Source organism: Aquimarina brevivitae (assembly GCF_004216895.1).
Classification (GTDB): Bacteria; Bacteroidota; Bacteroidia; order Flavobacteriales; family Flavobacteriaceae; genus Aquimarina; species Aquimarina brevivitae.
In genome coordinates, this window is sequence record NZ_SGXE01000001.1 from 1,744,218 (window position 1) to 1,761,200 (window position 16,983).

General features: G+C 34.9%; 12 protein-coding genes. 2 read left to right on the plus strand and 10 right to left on the minus strand.

Annotated elements, in window-relative coordinates:
• Positions 1-225: 225 nt before the first annotated feature.
• Positions 226-3,033, plus strand: coding sequence for a TonB-dependent receptor domain-containing protein (locus EV197_RS07710; protein ID WP_130286141.1), 2,808 nt, complete (start codon positions 226-228; stop codon positions 3,031-3,033).
• 17 nt (positions 3,034-3,050) lie between these two features.
• Positions 3,051-4,478 carry a tetratricopeptide repeat protein gene (locus EV197_RS07715; RefSeq protein ID WP_130286142.1) on the plus strand — a complete coding sequence of 476 codons (1,428 nt, stop codon included), beginning with the start codon at positions 3,051-3,053 and terminating at the stop codon, positions 4,476-4,478.
• Between the two features lie 126 nt (positions 4,479-4,604).
• On the opposite strand, the gene EV197_RS07720 is transcribed toward EV197_RS07715, so the two are convergent.
• From EV197_RS07720 to EV197_RS07765, 10 genes are all read right to left on the minus strand, one after another.
• Positions 4,605-5,234, minus strand: a complete 630-nt coding sequence (locus tag EV197_RS07720) for a class I SAM-dependent methyltransferase (protein WP_130286143.1) — start codon at positions 5,232-5,234, stop codon at positions 4,605-4,607.
• 8 nt (positions 5,235-5,242) lie between these two features.
• Positions 5,243-7,219 (minus strand): DUF349 domain-containing protein, encoded by a 1,977-nt coding sequence (locus EV197_RS07725; protein WP_130286144.1) that lies wholly within the window; start codon positions 7,217-7,219, stop codon positions 5,243-5,245.
• A 117-nt stretch (positions 7,220-7,336) separates the two neighbouring features.
• Positions 7,337-8,065 (minus strand): shikimate dehydrogenase family protein, encoded by a 729-nt coding sequence (locus EV197_RS07730; protein ID WP_130286145.1) that lies wholly within the window; start codon positions 8,063-8,065, stop codon positions 7,337-7,339.
• A gap of 1 nt (position 8,066) precedes the next feature.
• Positions 8,067-9,092, minus strand: a complete 1,026-nt coding sequence (locus EV197_RS07735; RefSeq protein WP_130286146.1) for a DUF368 domain-containing protein — start codon at positions 9,090-9,092, stop codon at positions 8,067-8,069.
• 4 nt (positions 9,093-9,096) lie between these two features.
• Positions 9,097-10,062 carry a DUF368 domain-containing protein gene (locus EV197_RS07740; protein ID WP_130286147.1) on the minus strand — a complete coding sequence of 322 codons (966 nt, stop codon included), beginning with the start codon at positions 10,060-10,062 and terminating at the stop codon, positions 9,097-9,099.
• A 72-nt stretch (positions 10,063-10,134) separates the two neighbouring features.
• Positions 10,135-11,526: a tetratricopeptide repeat protein gene (locus EV197_RS07745; RefSeq protein WP_130286148.1), complete on the minus strand. Its 1,392-nt coding sequence runs from the start codon at positions 11,524-11,526 to the stop codon at positions 10,135-10,137.
• Positions 11,527-11,874: 348 nt separating this feature from the next.
• On the minus strand, positions 11,875-13,071 hold the full coding sequence (locus EV197_RS07750) for an aspartate aminotransferase family protein (protein WP_130286149.1): 1,197 nt from the start codon (positions 13,069-13,071) through the stop codon (positions 11,875-11,877).
• Positions 13,072-13,084: 13 nt separating this feature from the next.
• Entirely contained in the window at positions 13,085-14,950 is a 1,866-nt protein-coding gene (locus EV197_RS07755) for an OstA-like protein (protein ID WP_242610700.1), read from the minus strand.
• A gap of 207 nt (positions 14,951-15,157) precedes the next feature.
• Positions 15,158-16,429: an adenylosuccinate synthase gene (locus EV197_RS07760; protein ID WP_130286151.1), complete on the minus strand. Its 1,272-nt coding sequence runs from the start codon at positions 16,427-16,429 to the stop codon at positions 15,158-15,160.
• Between the two features lie 4 nt (positions 16,430-16,433).
• Positions 16,434-16,895: a Fur family transcriptional regulator gene (locus tag EV197_RS07765; protein WP_130286152.1), complete on the minus strand. Its 462-nt coding sequence runs from the start codon at positions 16,893-16,895 to the stop codon at positions 16,434-16,436.
• Between the last annotated feature and the right edge of the window lie 88 nt (positions 16,896-16,983).

Below are 16,983 nucleotides of genomic sequence, written 5' to 3' on the forward strand. Positions count from 1 at the left end.
GTAAAAATAGGTAGGGTTTACCTTTTAGATACCTTAAATAACTTTCATTTGCGAAGGAATGGACAAGTATAAAATTTTCCATAACTTTGTTTTTATTACAATAAAGAAAAGTTGAGTTAGCCTTTACAGCATAACTTGTCCATTCTTTATAAAAAAGGGGAATAGTAAAGTAACACACTAATATTACTATTTAAGTCTAATTTTGAAATATTTATTTATTATTTTATGAAAGTACATCGTTACAAATTGTTGATGCTTTGCTTCTTATTTGCAGGCATTGCATTCGCTCAGGAAAAAACGATTTCCGGTACGGTTACCGATAGCAAAGGTATACCATTGCCAGGGGTTAACATTATTGTGAAAAACACTAATACAGGTACTCAAACTGACTTTGATGGTCTCTATACGATCAAAGCTAATAGAGGCGCTGTACTACAATTTAGTTATTTAGGTTTTGAAAACCAGGAAGTGGTAGTTGCAGATAGCAATACAATTGATATTCAATTAAATGCATCGGAATCGGTTTTAGAGGAAGTTGTAATTACAGGTCAGGGATCTGGTATTGCAAAAAGAAAATTGTCAACAACAGTTGATGTGTTAACAGCAGATGAAGTTGATAAATTACCATCCAATCAGATTGACCAATTGTTACAATCTACTACGCCTAGTGCACAAATTAGATTGAGTTCTGGTCAGCCTGGTACTGCGTCGATTGTAAGAACTAGAGGACCTATTTCTGCTTCTACTTCGGCAACACCAGTAGTAATTGTAGATGGAATTCGAGTGGATAACTTGAACTCCAATCCACAGTTAGGTATTGGAACTGGGGGTGCTAACGTTTCTGCTTTGGCAGATATACCTGTAGAATCTATTGAAAAGATAGAATACATTAAAGGGGGTGCTGCGACTACGTTATATGGTGCAGACGCCGCAAATGGTGTAATTCAAATTATTACTAAGAAAGGAACAAAAGGAAAGCCTACCATTACATTTGAATCAAGAGTAGGTATCATTAATGCTACTGAAGACTTCCTTAAGTATGAAAGAACAGCTGAGGCTTTATTTGAGCCAGGATTATCTTTAGAGTATAAATTAGGTTTAAACGGAGGTAATGAAAAAGTTACCTATAACTTTTCAGGAAGTATTTATTCTGATGACTCCTTTAACCAATTAAATGAGCAGGTTAGAAGAAACCTTTCTTTTGGATTAGGAGCTCAGGTTACTGATAAGCTGAAGTATCAGGGATCCTTCTCTTACGTTGGATTTGAATACAACCTAGATTATAATGCGAATACAAGTTTCTCTAGATTCTCTGCTTTTGAAGGAGGGGGTAGAGGAAACCTTGATGAGTTATCGGATGCGCAATGGCAATCAGAATTGGATAGATCCAACCGAATCGGTGAAACCGTTGATATTACCAGTACGGTAAACCGTTTTACGAATTCAAATAAATTCACTTATGAATTCAGTGATAGTTTTGATGCTAACTTAACTGTAGGTATTGATTCTAGAGATGTAGTACAACAAAACTACCAAACTAATGCATTTCAAATTGCTATTGGAGCGATTAATCCAGGAACAACAGATCAAGCAAACTTATCAAGAACTTTAAGAAAGGCGTTTACATTAACTTCTGACTTAAACTTCACGTATAATGCAAGTCTAGAAAATTTTGACTTTGTTACTATCGTAGGAGGTCAGTTCTTTAGAACGACAGACAGACAGTACTTTGTGAATGGTTCTGGAGGTGTTGATGGAACCACAGATATGGGATTCTATCCAACAGTAACTTCTGATGACTTTGTTTTAGAAAATGCTAACTATGGTCTATATTTCCTTGAAAACATAGGGATCTACGACGTAGCTTTCTTAGAATTTGGTGGAAGATTAGACCAAAACACATCTGCAGGTAAGAATAGTGATCCATTACTTTTACCTAAAGTAGGTATTACTTATAATATTTCTGACCATGATTTCTATTATGATAGTGGTATCCGTGAGGTGGTTTCATCTATTAAGTTAAGAGCTAACTATGGTGAAGCAACCAACTTTGCACAACCTTTTTCTCAGGACAGAACATTTAATTTAAATCCGTATTTAGGTTTACCTTCATTTATATTTAACAATCCAGGTAACGATGATTTACGTTCTGAAATTGTGAAATCTACAGAATTTGGTGTAGAATTAGGATTCTTTAATAACCGTTTGAATTTTAGCGGAACTAGATATCAAGCTATTACTGAAGATGCATTATTTACACCGGGTGCGCCTCCATCGTCTGGTCAGTTTAACCAAGTACAGAATATTGGTGAGATTGAAAACAAAGGATGGGAATTTGCCTTTAATGCTGACATCATTAGAACACAAGACCACAATTTAAGCATTAACGCTTCGTATAACACCAATGATAACATTGTAAACAGTACGGGTGGAGCACCTGCATTTAATGTTGGTGGATTTACAGTAATCGGTTCTTGGGTAGAAGAAGGGCAAAGTTTAGGGTATTTAAGAGGTACGGCTGCAACACCTAATGGTGATGGAACCTATACCTTTACACCAAATACTGCTTTAGGTGATACATTTGCACCTAATTTCGGTTCTTTTGGACTGAACTATTCCTACAAGAATTTTAACTTATTCATGACAGGAGATTATCAATTTGGTGGAAAAATCGTAGATCTAAGTTTCTTATTAAGACACTTACGAGGGGTTGACAATACAGGAATCCCTGATGATTTGGTAGGAACAACAAATCCTTTTAACTACGTTAATTATTTCGTATTTGATAATGACTTTGTTAAAATAAGAAATATTGGAGCGAGTTATTCCTTCGGAGATAAATTAGCGATATTCTCAGATGTAACTGTTGGATTTACAGTAACAAATCCATTTAACTGGACAGCAGGTGACTTTGACCCTGAAACAACAGGATCAGGTATTGGTGCTCAAAATGGTTTTGCTAGTGGTGGTTTTGCTTACGGTACAGAATCTGCACCTAGAATCTATATGACATCTCTTAAATTTAAATTCTAAGAATAAAAATGATCGAAATGAAAAAAATATCAATATATATAATGGCTATCGGGTTACTCTTTGGGTGTACCGATGACCTAAAAAATGCTACTGATTTTACTTCAGTAGAGAACCCGAACTTGTCAGAGTCGTCGATCGTAGGACAACCCAACTCATCATTAATTTGGTTGGCTGGATTAGAACGAGAAATGGCGTTAACTTTAAATGAAATACTTATTTTATCCGAGTTAGGGTCGGATAACTATGTAAATACGCAAACATTTTTTAGTCAATTTTTGGATAACTTAGAAATCCGTATCGATGATCCGGATATGAGAGATACACAGTTTAGAATTGCTAGAATTCGCGTAGCTGCTCAGTTTGGACTAAATCAGGTTGGGCCTGGTGATTCAGAATATACTTCTGCCACTGAAGCTGAGTATAATTTCTTTGAGGGAATGTCTTATTTATATGCAGGAATGTATTTTTCTGCACTTCCACAAGAAGAGTTAGGAGTTCCTGTGTCCTCTGCTGATAATTTAGCGAGTGCCATTGCATCTTTTGAAACTGCAATTGCATTAAATCCACAACCAGAATATTGGTTAGCATTGGCTAGAGCAAATTACTATTTAGGTAACCAAACAGAAGCAGTTACTGCGGCTCAAAATGCGATTGCATTGGATAACGACTTTTTAAGATCAGCACAATATGATCAGTTAAATGGTCCTGTTAATCTATTTGAGAATGCATTATATCAAAGAGGTACTTTTGATGATTTACAGCCATTACCAACCTTAGATTTTTTAGATCCTAAATATTCTTTCTTAACGCCAGATAGAGATCAATCTGTACATTATTTAAAAGCAGAAGAGGCATATTTAATATTAGCTGAATCTAATTTAGCAAATAGTAATTTATTAGCTGCACAAAATAATTTACAGGATTTGTTAAGCTTAATTGATACTAGAGAAGTTAGAAATATTGATGATTCTATTGAGCAACGACCAGATCCTTCATCAGTTTTTGATGATAGACCAAGTAGTCCATCTGTTGTTGTAAATGGAAGAGCAGGGTTAGTTTTAGATAGACAATCAGGTAACATTGACGTGCCAACGGTATCAGGAACATCTTTAACTTCTGCAGATGTTACTGCAATGACTTTAGGAGATGCAGCTCTTGAATTGTTATACAGAACAAGACAAGAAGTATTTATAGCAGAAGGATTGCGTTTTGCGGATATGGGTGTAAAATTAGTTATACACGAAAATGAAATCCTTCAGAATCCTAATGTTAGCGAAGGTGATCTTGGAACAGTTGCAGTGATCCCATCATTTATAGATGCGGTAAAGAATGATTTAGATGCGATTAACTTCGTACCAGGATCTAATACAGCTACTACGGTTATAAACTTAACTGAAATTTTAGTAGCGAATAAAAACTCAGATCAGGTATTACCTTTTCACTAGAATAGTAATAACATAATTAATTATTAGTTATGTATTCTTAAAAAACAATCGCTTATCAGCAATGATAAGCGATTTGTTTTTTTGATAGTATTCTTACAATCATTATATACATTACATTACATTGAATTAATGTTTGTAAAATGAAATCACTCCATCTTCTATATCCATCTCTGAAAAACCTAAATTCCTATGAATCCAGTCTACAGTTTCTTCGGCGTAAAAAAAAGTATGAGTAATATCATTTTTGTACCACCAGGACTCAAAATTATATAACGAAGGACGAAGATTGGTTTTACAGTATATCACTCCAGATTTGTTTAGTAAGGTATTTAAATGTTTAAATTCGTCGCAAGGTGAATGAAAGTGTTCCATTACTTCGCAGCAAATGATATAATCGTAGGTGGTATCAAGCGCATTAGAGTTGGGATGGAAAAATGGATCATAAGGTGTAATTATAAATCCTTTACGCTTTAATAATGAAGTTAGTATTGGTATTCGGCCACAACCATAATCCAAGCCTTTTGTTTTAGCGTTTTGCTCCTTGGTAATGGTAGAGAGTAATGGAGCTACAAATTGACGATACCCTGCATCTTCAATATCGTAGTTATGCAGCTGGTATCGCGCTTTTTCCTCTTCAGTAGAGGGTAAGTAACTCTTGTCAACAAAAATGCCCTGACATACAGGGCAATGATGAAATTTTCGTTTTCGTAACGTACCTAACGGATTTGCTTTATGGGTACAAAGAGGACATTGCATAATTAATATTACAATTGCTTAATTTTTTTAAGCTTAGCTTTCCATACTTCCAGCTGTTCTTTATGTTTTGCTATATTATTATGCACTTCTTTTACTAATGGATTACTGTCATCCGTATTTTTAAAGAATTGTAAGTTATTCTCCAACTGTCTGATTTCACCTTTTACTTCATCGATTTTTTTGCGGATAAAGCTACGCTCATTATTTAATACGCGATCATCTGAGTGATTGGATAATTCATTTAACTTATTATCATACTTAATAAGTTCCGCTTCTTTTTTATTTACATCGAGTTGTTTAAATAGACCGTCTAGGGTTTTATTAAATTCCTCTTCAATTTGCTTTTTACGATACGGTACTCTACCTATGGTTTTCCAGGTACTGATATGCTCTTTTATGGTTTTTAAATCAGCTTTATTGTCTCCTGATAGTGTAAAGTCTTGTAATTCTTTTAGATGTTCTTGCTTTTTTTCTAAGGCCTCCACCTCTTCTTTGTTAGCTTCATCTTTCACTGCGTGTAAACGATCAAAATAAGCATTACAGGCAGCTTTGAATCTTTTCCATATCTTATCACTATCTTTTCTTGGAACGTGCCCTATTTTTTTCCAGTCCGCTTGTATTTTCTTCATCAAGGGCGTGGTCACTTTAAAATCTTCGCTATCCTTATTATCCTCAGCGATTTGAACAAGTTCCATTTTTTTGTTCAGATTTTCAAACTGTTCTTTTTTAAGGTTTTTGTAAAAAGCATTTTTACTTCTGTTAAAATCACGAACTGCTGTCTTGAACTTGCTCCAGGTTTCCTCATTAGCACTTAAGGGTACTTTGCCTGCTTTAAAGAATTGCTCTCTTAGGGCTTCAATTTCTTTAATTTTTTGTTGCCAGCCATTATGATTTTTTGGATGATCACTACCGACTTTTATAATTTGGTCAATGATTTGAAGTTTTTTCTCCAGATTGACTTCATATATTTTATCAAGTTCTTTGAAGTATCGCTGTCTATTTTCGTGAATTTTTTTGGTTAATTCACTAAATTTTTCCCAAATGGGTTCTCGATATTCTTTTGCAACTGGCCCTAGATCTTCTTTCCACATTTTGTGTAAGGATTGCAACTCTCTAAAAGCTCGGTTGACATCAGTTTCTTGAGCTAGTTCTGTAGCTCTTTCAATTATTTTTAGTTTTTGCTCTAAATTGTGTTTAAAATCAAGGTCTCTAAATTCCCTATTAAGGTGTAAGAAATCATAAAAGTTTTCTACGTGATGGTGGTAGGTATTCCATATGGTATTATATCGATCTCTAGGTATTGGACCTGCGTTGCGCCATTTTTCTTGAATTTCTTTGAAGTGGTTATAGGTTGAATTTATGTTCTCATCTATGTTTAATAACCCCTTGAGTTCTTCAATAATTTCTAATCGTTTATTTAGGTTTTCCTGAAGGTCTCTTTTTAAGTTCTTATAGTAGGCATTACGTTTTTCCTTATAATCGAAGTATACAGAGTTGAATTCTTTTTTTAGTGGCGTAGAGTAGTGGAAATCTATAATGTCCCCTCCGTCTGCTAAAAAATCTTCTTTTTTTTGTTCTTCCTCCTCATTGAACTTGGCATTAAACTCAGCTTTAATTTCATCCACGTGTTCTTTTATAGCCTGTACCTTTTCATTTTTAACTAATGTCCTTAGCTCATTGACCAGATCTTCTTTGGACATGGAGTGATAATCCTTTTTTTCAATATCGTGTCTTTCAAGTGAGCTTGTATCTTCACTGTCTTCAGCTACTGATTTATCAAGCTCATCTTGGGCTTCGTCAGTCGAAGATTTAGTATTACTGCTTTTGTCTGTTACTGATGGTTCTTTTGGGTTGTCGGTATCTGAGGTTGCTTTCGTTTCTTCAGAATCGACCTGTTTTGTATTCGTTATTTCAGTATTAGCCTCAATACCGTTAACTTTATCGTTATCTCCATCTGCTTTTGGCAGGTTATCACTTGTAGCCATCGTAATTTGCTTTTTAATTCTTCTGAGCTTTATTAAACACTAAAGATACTAACATATTAGATAACCTCAAAGCCCCGGATCGTATTTGCAATTAGATGGTTAAGGTATGTTGTGCGATTAAGAGTGCCATATTTCCCAAGATTTTTCTGCTTGTAAGACCAACATTTGATATCCATTAATAACCGTAGCTCCTCTTTTTTTACCTTTTTTCATAAACAAGGTTTCTGAGGGATTATAGATGAGATCGTATAATATATGTTGGGATTCCAAATATTCATATGGAATGTTAGGAAAGCGATCTACATTGGGGTGTGTGCCAAGTGGTGTACAATTAATAATAAGCTTATGGTTTTCTATAATTTTCAAAGTAAGCGCATCGTAATGAAGTGCATCGTTTTCATTAGAACGCGATACGTATGTTGAAGTGATACCCAAGTTTTGTAAGGCGTACGCTACGGCTTTAGAAGCGCCACCAGTACCTAAAATAAGAGCCTTGGTTATTGCTGGTTGTAATAAAGGTTTTAATGATTCACTAAAACCATAACAATCACTGTTGTAACCAATAAATTTATTATTATCGATCTTAATAACATTTACAGCACCAATCGCTTTCGCAGTCGGGTCTAGATCATCTAAATAGGGTACTATTTGCTCTTTGTACGGTATAGTAACATTAAGACCTGATAAGTTTTTTGTTTTGAATACTTGTCGTATTGCATCGATGTCTGTAATATCAAAGTTTTGGTAGGTGTAGTTGTTAAGTTGGTTTTCTTTAAATTTTTTAGCGAAGTATGTTTTAGAAAATGAGTAACCAATATTTTTGCCAACTAATCCAAAAAGCTTCATATCACGTTGTAGTTTTTACTGTTTTTTGACCATACCATTCCAGACCGAGTACTATAAAAATTCCGAGTATCACAAAAAAAACTGCTGTGTAGGTAGTTATTGATGTCACATCAGGAATATAGCGATCATAATTGTCAAGTATGGGGTTACCCAAGGCATCATAGATAATTTCACCAGATATATTCTTTTTAAAAACTTTAATCTTCCAAGGCCAAACTACGCCCAAAGAACCTGTGATGAAACCAATTATGGTTGCAAAGGTCGCAGACTTGTATTTTTTTAATAGGTATCCCAAAAAATGGGATAAAGTAATTAATCCTGCAAGTGAGCCTAAACTAAATACCGCTAAAACTTTCAATAAGCGAATTCTTTCTGGGTCACTGGTGAAGCTAAAATCCATACGGATGACATCAGCGATAGTATCATATAAAGCATTAACAGAGTCAACAAGAAGTAATACATAATTACCCAGTAGGATAAGAATAAAGGAGCCCGATAGTCCAGGTAGTGTCATACCGGAAACACCAATAATGCCACAAAAAAAGACGAAAATGAGATTGTCATTTTCCGTAGCTGGTTCTAGTAATGATATACCCACACCCGCAATTACTCCAATAATCATTAATATAATATTGCGATTGCTCCAGTCTTCAAAACCTTTGAGAATATAATAGATAGAGCCTATGATCATACCAAAAAAGGCAGACCAAACATACAATTCATAATGAATTAGTAAGTAATCTAACAATAGAGAAACGCTAAAATAGCTGATTACCATTCCTAAAATGAGTAGTCCGAGAAATTTACCATTTATATAGCGCCAAAAACTTCTTAATCGCAGATTGATTAACAACTTAAAAGCCTTGCCGTTGATTTTTTGTAAGGAGTAAATAAATTCTTCGTAGAAACCTGCAACAAAGGCCACTACCCCTCCAGAGACCCCAGGTACTTTGTTTGCAGCACCCATGGCAAGACCTTTAATCACTAAAAAAAGCTTATCAGTAAGGGTTCGAGTATTTTGTTGCATAAGCTTAATTCGCCTTTTGAGCTGCGATACGTTCCAACCCTAAAATTAGTAAAAAACCAATAACAACAAATAGTAATACAATCATTATTCTTGGATCACCATCATAATGCTGGGGTAAAATACTTTGTTCTAAGAAGGGAACTTTTAAACCTTCAGAATTAATTCTCCAAGATAATACTTCTTTCCACGGCCATAACTTATTAAGAGAACCAATCATAAAACCGGTAAGTAATCCTAAAGTGGTGTTCTTGTGATTGGTAAACATCCAATTTAAAACTCTTGAAAATAATTTTAATCCTAGTATAGCTCCCGCTGCGATAAACAGTATTTTTAGTATAGCTTCTTTCAATAATACCATATCTAAATTAATCAAGCCGTCTCTTAAGTTATTGAGTATACCGATAAAACTTTCGTAGGCGCCAAGTAATAATAAGATAAACGCTCCAGATATACCGGGTAAGATCATAGCGATTATGGCTATAAACCCACAAAATAATAAGTATAAATTACTATCTGGAGATGCTAGTGGTTCTGCTGTAGTTATAAAGTAGGAGAGTAGGGTGGATCCCACGATAGCGATCCAAATTTTAGGTTTCCAGTCGGATATCTGCTTTCCTATATATATGATACTGGCAAGAACTAACCCAAAGAAAAAGGCCCAAAGCAAAAGAGGTTCATTATGCAATAACCATTTTATAAGTTTAGATAAGCTAAGAATACTTATGCCGATACCCACAAATAATGCTAATAAAAAAGAAAGATTATAGTATTGCCAAGAGTATAAAAACCCTTTTTTTTTCCAGGTTTTAAAAAAACCAAAATCTAATTTATGTATAGTAGAAATTAATTCTTCATAAATACCAGAAATAAAAGCAATGGTACCTCCGGAAACGCCAGGAACCACATCTGCAGCTCCCATCGCCAATCCCTTGGCTGAAATTAAAATATAGTCCTTAAGGTTTTTGGGCATTCTAAAATGATTAAATTCTTTGTGCACACAAATGTATGAAACCTAACCCTAAAATTTAATAATTTTAAAATTCTATTTATATGCTAAAATGAGGTTTTGAACAATGGATAAGTTGTAAACCTGCTCAAATAATTCTTCCAAAACAATACGGTATTCGAAGTCTGCTTCGAGGGCTTTTTGAAGATGGTGTTTTCCTTTTATAGCATCTTGACTTTCATAGAAAAGGCCGGCTAGTCGGTAAAGAATTTCAGCGTTTTCTGGGTAAAATTCAAGTGCTTGATATAAATTTTGAATTGCTGCCTCTGATTCCCCTAAAAAACGTAGTATATCAGCTCTATTAAGCCAGGTTTCTAATTCATAATTACCTAAATCTAAAGCTTTTCTATAACCTCTTTCTGCCTCTTCAAAAAAGGCAAGTCTATTATTAATTTTGGCATACCGTTTCCAATATAACACATTTTCCCCGTCTATATTGATTGCTTTATTAATATAGTACAGCGCTTTTTGATAGTTCTTTTTTCTAAAATAGAAATCAGTAATGGCAATCCAACCTTTGTCTAACAACGGATCTTCATGAACTGTTTTTGTAAAATGTTGTAAGGCCAGATCGCTTTTACCCAATTTTTCATAGCACTTACCAATTCTAAGCAATGCAAATGAGGTAGGATCATCTAACTCTAATGTGATTTTATAGTTTTCGATAGCATCTTCGTGCCGTTTTAATCGCTCTAACACTTTTCCTTTTTCCAAGTAAGCTCCGATGAAATAATCGTCGCTGATAATAGCAAAATCAAATGCGGCTAAGGCTTTTTCATACTCTTTGAGCTCATAATATTGTTTACCCACTTGATGCCAGGCAACTTCACAATAAGGATTTTTGTCCAAAAACATATTGAGGTACTCTATGGCTTCGGCGTGTTGATCTAGGAAATCAAAGCAATAGATAATGTTGTAGAGCGCAGAGAAATCTTCGTCGTCTGCTTCTAAACATTTCATGAAATTTATTTTTGCATTTTCGAAGTCATCCATAAATAGATATTCCATTCCTATTAGAGAGTAGATATCAGCATATTCATCAGTATGTGCTAAGGCATTATTAAGTAATCCAATAGCTTCTTTGTGATTATTTTGCTTGGATAATATATTAGCCTTTTGAATGTAAATCTCTTCGTTATCGGGCTCAATGGCGTGCAATTGCGCCAGTAGATTATCTGCTTTATCCAGTCGGTCTTCAAAAACCAATATCTCTACCTGTAATAATTTCAGGTTTACGGAGGATGGGTGCTGAGATAGCCCTAAAGAAATAGCTTTTTTGGCTTTAGCTATTTTACCATTCTCCAGGTAATGATGTATAATGCCTTCGAATTCATCAGAGTCAAAAAACTTAATATCGTTTGATTTAAGCATAGACTCATATCTTGTAAGTGAAAAATTATCTTCTTCTTCTTCGTGGTTAAATCTCATCCGTCACTAACTATTTATTTTATCACTAGTATAGATCTACTCCAATGAAGTAGTATATTCTACACGTTATTTTGCGCTACGTAACAAATCAAATGAATGTGTACTCTAAAATTATTTATCAACCCTTTTTAAACCAGATCACTAGTCGGTTTAGTAATTTAGTAACGCTTTTTTTATTTCCTCAACTTAAAATTACAAATCAAATCATACGGTTTTAATACATATGTTTTTTGTTTTTAACAAACTAATTAACAAATATTGTACCCATTTTAGTTAAGAAAAAGCCCTTGGTTTTAATGCTGTGAAGTATATTAAAAATACAAAATAAATTATCAGCATAATGTTAAACTATGTAGTTTTTTCTTGGATCTTATTCAGAACTTCCAAGATGATTGCACAACCTTCTTTAATTTCATCCTCACTTATGGTTAAGGGAGGTGTTATTCTAACCGCCTTATTTTCAAACAATAGCCAAAACAAAATCAATTCTTTTTCCTGACATTGTAAAACTACTTCTGTGGCAATTTCTGCGCTCGGGGTTAGCATAGCAAGCATCAATCCCTTACCACGTACTTCTTTAATAAGAGGATGAATTAATAAAGACCTAAATAATTTTTCTTTGGTAAGTGTCGCGGGTATTAAGTTAGTTTCTGTGATTTCTTTTAGTGTGGCTAATGCTGCTGCAGCTATCACCGGATTACCCCCAAAGGTTGTGATATGTCCTAATTTAGGGTTAGCCATTAATAAGTCCATCATGGCTTCGGATGCAGTAAATGCACCAATAGGTAAACCACCCCCCATACCTTTACCCATCACCAGAATATCAGGAACGATATCATAATGCTGAAAACCAAAAAGTTCTCCCGTTCTACCAAATCCTGGTTGTATTTCATCCAATATGAGTTTGGCCCCAACCTGTTGACAGCGTTGTTTGACTTTTTTTAAGTAGTCATTAGTGGGCATAATAAATCCAGCACCTCCTTGGATAGTTTCTAAAATAACTGCGGCTGTTTTGGATGTTATGATATCTAAATCATCTTCATTATTAAATTCTAGGAACTCTATTTCAGGTATTAATGGTCTAAACACCTGTTTGCGCTCTTCGTACCCCATTACGCTAAGTGCGCCCATAGTGTTGCCGTGATAGGCAAGTTTTGCAGCAATTATTTGGCTTCTTCCGGTAGCGCGTCGTGCTAATTTTAAGGCACCTTCAATGGCTTCCGTTCCAGAATTTGTTAAGTATGTTTTTTGTAAGGAAGGAGATAAATGCTTGGCGAGTAGTGTTGTCAATTCAACAGCAGATTTTTGAATGTACTCTCCATACACCATCACATGGAGGTATTGGTCCAGCTGTTCTTTTATTGCTCTTATAACTTTTGGATGTCTATGACCAAGGCTACAAGCTGAAACTCCAGCTACAAAATCCAAATATTTCTTACCGGTGGTATCGTAAATATATGATCCTTCGGCATTTGCTACTTCCATAGCAAGCGGATGGGGAGTAGTCTGTGCTTGATATTTAAAAAATCCCTCTCTATGCGCCATCATTTATTATCAATTACTCCTTTTGTGTATCCTTACTATTAGCTCCTGATTTAAACTGTAACTTGGTTACCGTTAAGCTATCTCTTTCCTTAGCCGTTTTTCCTAAAAGTGGATCTACGTTTACTTGCTTTTTGTTGTCTTTATTAGGTTTCTTATCCGTTCCTTTGATTTTTTTCAGTAAAGGCGGTTGTTTCTTTTTAACTTCCGTTTCTTTTAGCTCCGCATCTTTAAGCTTTTGCTCCAATAATTGAGATCCTTGTGATTTGTTTTCTTTGAGTCGTTTTACTGTTTCCTCATCAAAGAAGTCCGTTTCTATTTCAGGGAGTGGTATGCCTTTGATTTTAGTTAATTTAGGTGGAGATTCGCCTCTAAATAGATCTGCCTTACTATTTATTTTCTCTTCACCTCTCCAATTAAATCCAGAAAGTTGTCTTGCATTTTCGGGCAATTCATTTTCCTTATATAAAGTCCCGTCGATATTTTGATAATAAAATACATCCTGAATCTCTCTATTGTCTAATAACAATTTAATGGAACTAGATAGCACTTTATTGATTCCTATAAGAGTTAATTCTCCTTCGCTTTCTCTCTGATAAAATATGGTCTCGGTATTTTTATCTATATCGACCTGATAAATTTCATTGTCTTTAAAAAGCCCGTATAAGGTTTGTCCTTTTACCTGATTGTAGCCTGCTTTGAGCGTATCTTCTTGTACTAAGAAAGCATTTTGATAAACAATAAGTGAGTCTAGCTTTTCTGTTTTGGTATTTGAAATAATTTTTATCGTATCCCCTGTCATTTGGTTTTTTTGCGACCATATGATGGGTTGACCAATCATCTTAGTATATCCTGTAGTTTGATCCACGTGGATAGAGTCACTTTTACCACTTATATTACTTTTATAGATTCTTACATCATAAAACCCCCTCATTATTCTTTTCTCGGGCTTACCAGTTACCATTAGGGTGTCACTATGGATATAAATGGAATCTTTTTCCTGTAGGGTAGCTGCAAGAGCTCTTTTTGTTATAAATACAGAATCTTTGTCTTTGAAAACCTCCGCATAATGCCCGGTGATCACACTGTTGTTTGCCGTATCTAATACTTTAATATTATTGGTAGCGGAAGCAAACTGAATTGCACTATTATAAAAAATGCTATCTCCAAAAACGGTACGGTTGTCGTAATCTATTTTTGCGTTTTTAATAGCATACCCTGTTTTTACTTTGGTATCATAGAATCCGCGTTCGCAATACAAGGTGCTTTCTTTGCCCTTAACAGTGGAAGGTCCGTAAAGGTAAGCATGTCCGTTTTCGGTATAGTAGTCCAAACGTTCAGAATCTACAGTGTTTTCAGGGTTGACAATTTTAACCTTGGTATTAAAAGAGTATTGTTTACGTTCCATAAAATAGCGACCGATTCTACTAGTTAGTGTGTTGGAAGAGTCTTTAACGGTACCACCACTTCGATAATAGGCTTGTTGTCGTAATCGGTCAAAAAAAAGTGTATCTGTCTTAAGAGTATTTGAGGGGGTCTCTAAAAACACCTTTTCACTTGCGTATGCAAATTTAGTTTTTCCATTATATTCCGCATAATCACTAGTCATCGTTAGGGTGTCTCCCTGTTTCATTCTTACATTACCAAAAGCTCTAACGAACTCATCATCTCCATAATAGACTGCACGATCACACCATATTTCGATACCTTCGTGCTGCATGTATACTTGTTTTGTAACCTTAGCAAGTATAGTAGCACCTTCAAACCTGTTTTGGTCCTTAATCGTTCTGTCTGACTGTATTTTTATTGGTTTACCTTCTTGAGCAATACTAGAGGAACTAAAAAAAACACCTATGATTATTACGAAAATTATATGTCTCAAAGATCTATATTTTGTGTGCAAAATAACGAAAATTCCAGCTAATGATATTCAAATTTCAGCTAAAAAAGTATCGGTACTGCCTTATAAACGATTCGCTTACGTTGGGGTTGCAGGGTGTTACGCTAATTGTTTATAAAACATTCTTTAATTACAAAAAAGCTCTAGACCAGAATAGGCTAGAGCTTTTTTTAAATTGTATGCTTAACGTTATCTGTGTATCGTTTGTTTACGATCGGGTCCTACGGAAACTATGGTTATAGGAGTCTCTAATTCCTTTTCCAAGAATGCGATATAGTCATTTAATTCTTTAGGAAATTGACTACTATCGGTCATTTTGGTCAGGTCTTCTTTCCAACCTTTCATTTCTGTATATATTGGAGTAATATTTTCGGGTTCAATATTGTACGGTAAGTGATTTATAGTTTGACCTTGATATTCATATCCGGTACAAACTTTTAGTTTCTTAAAGCCGCTTAATACGTCACCTTTCATCATCATCAATTGGGTTACCCCATTTACTTGTACTGCATATTTTAAAGCGACCAGGTCTAACCAACCACATCTTCTTCTTCTACCAGTAGTAGCTCCAAATTCATGACCCACTCTACCCATAGTTTCTCCTACTTCGTCAAAGAGTTCAGTAGGGAAGGGTCCGCTTCCCACACGGGTGGTATAGGCTTTAAAAATTCCGAATACCTCTTTAATTTGATTGGGCGCAACTCCTAATCCTGTGCAGGCCCCAGCAGCGGTGGTGTTTGAAGAGGTTACAAAAGGATAGGTTCCAAAATCAATATCGAGTAACGAACCTTGAGCACCTTCTGCTAAGATTTTCTTGCCGTCTTTTTGAGCTCTATATAAATATTCTTCACTATCAATGAAGGTTAAACTTTTAAGCATTTCAACAGCCGCAAAAAACTCATCTTCAAGTTCTTTTAGATTGTACTCGATCTTAGCATCGTAAAAGTCAATCATAGCCTCGTGTTTATCGGCTAGGTTTCTATAACGTTCTTTCCAGTCGTTTAATTCCAGATCACCAACTCGTATACCATTTCTACCAGTCTTGTCCATATACGTGGGACCGATACCTTTCAGCGTAGAACCTATCTTAGCTTTTCCTTTTGAGGCCTCAGACGCGGCATCTAAAATACGATGTGTAGGTAGGATTAAATGTGCTTTTCGGGAAATAAGCAATTTGGTTTTATAATCAACATTGTATTTTTCTAAATTTTCCAACTCTCTTTTAAAGATAACAGGATCTATAACGACTCCATTACCTACAAGATTAATTGCGTTAGGGTGAAAAATACCACTTGGAATTGTGTGAAGTACGTGTTTTATACCGTCAAATTCTAAAGTATGCCCTGCATTAGGACCTCCTTGAAATCTTGCTATAATATCGTAATCTTTTGTAAGTACATCTACAATTTTACCTTTTCCTTCGTCTCCCCATTGAAGACCCAGTAATAAGTTTACTGCCATTAGTTTATTGATTTGTTGATTTTTTCTTTGTTCCGTAGAAATATAAGGAGTGGTTGGTGATGTCCACATCAAATATCTCTTCTATGGTTTTTTTTATGGATTGAATTCTAGGATCACAAAATTCTAAAACGTCACCAGAGTCTGTAAGGATCAAATGGTCGTGCTGTCGATCAAAATACGATTTTTCATATTGGGCCTGGCTTTGACCAAATTGATGCTTACGCACTAATTTACACTCCAACAAAAGCTCGATAGTGTTATAAAGTGTCGCTCGGCTAACTCTATAATTTTTGTTTTTCATTTTGATATACAAAGATTCTATATCAAAATGTTCATCACTTTCATAAATCTCCTGGAGTATTGCGTATCGTTCTGGTGTTTTACGATGACCATTCTCTTCTAAGAAGCTGGTAAATACGTTTTTAACGATATTTTGATCGTTTTGTGAGTTTTCTTTAGTGCTCATACGTTTGAAAACGCAAATTTACATTATTTTTTGGAAGTTAATTACTGATTTGAAGTTAATAATAAGGAGAAACTCATCTTTAGGTTAT

What these genes read in the sequence shown, in the direction of transcription:
- EV197_RS07745 (WP_130286148.1), bottom strand. Translation starts at nt 11,526, where the DNA reads ATGAGATTTAACCACGAAGAAGAAGAAGATAATTTTTCACTTACAAGA.
- EV197_RS07725 (WP_130286144.1), bottom strand. Translation starts at nt 7,219, where the DNA reads ATGGCTACAAGTGATAACCTGCCAAAAGCAGATGGAGATAACGATAAA.
- EV197_RS07720 (WP_130286143.1), bottom strand. Translation starts at nt 5,234, where the DNA reads ATGCAATGTCCTCTTTGTACCCATAAAGCAAATCCGTTAGGTACGTTA.
- EV197_RS07730 (WP_130286145.1), bottom strand. Translation starts at nt 8,065, where the DNA reads ATGAAGCTTTTTGGATTAGTTGGCAAAAATATTGGTTACTCATTTTCT.
- EV197_RS07710 (WP_130286141.1), top strand. Translation starts at nt 226, where the DNA reads ATGAAAGTACATCGTTACAAATTGTTGATGCTTTGCTTCTTATTTGCA.
- EV197_RS07740 (WP_130286147.1), bottom strand. Translation starts at nt 10,062, where the DNA reads ATGCCCAAAAACCTTAAGGACTATATTTTAATTTCAGCCAAGGGATTG.
- EV197_RS07750 (WP_130286149.1), bottom strand. Translation starts at nt 13,071, where the DNA reads ATGGCGCATAGAGAGGGATTTTTTAAATATCAAGCACAGACTACTCCC.
- EV197_RS07760 (WP_130286151.1), bottom strand. Translation starts at nt 16,429, where the DNA reads ATGGCAGTAAACTTATTACTGGGTCTTCAATGGGGAGACGAAGGAAAA.
- EV197_RS07715 (WP_130286142.1), top strand. Translation starts at nt 3,051, where the DNA reads ATGAAAAAAATATCAATATATATAATGGCTATCGGGTTACTCTTTGGG.
- EV197_RS07765 (WP_130286152.1), bottom strand. Translation starts at nt 16,895, where the DNA reads ATGAGCACTAAAGAAAACTCACAAAACGATCAAAATATCGTTAAAAAC.
- EV197_RS07735 (WP_130286146.1), bottom strand. Translation starts at nt 9,092, where the DNA reads ATGCAACAAAATACTCGAACCCTTACTGATAAGCTTTTTTTAGTGATT.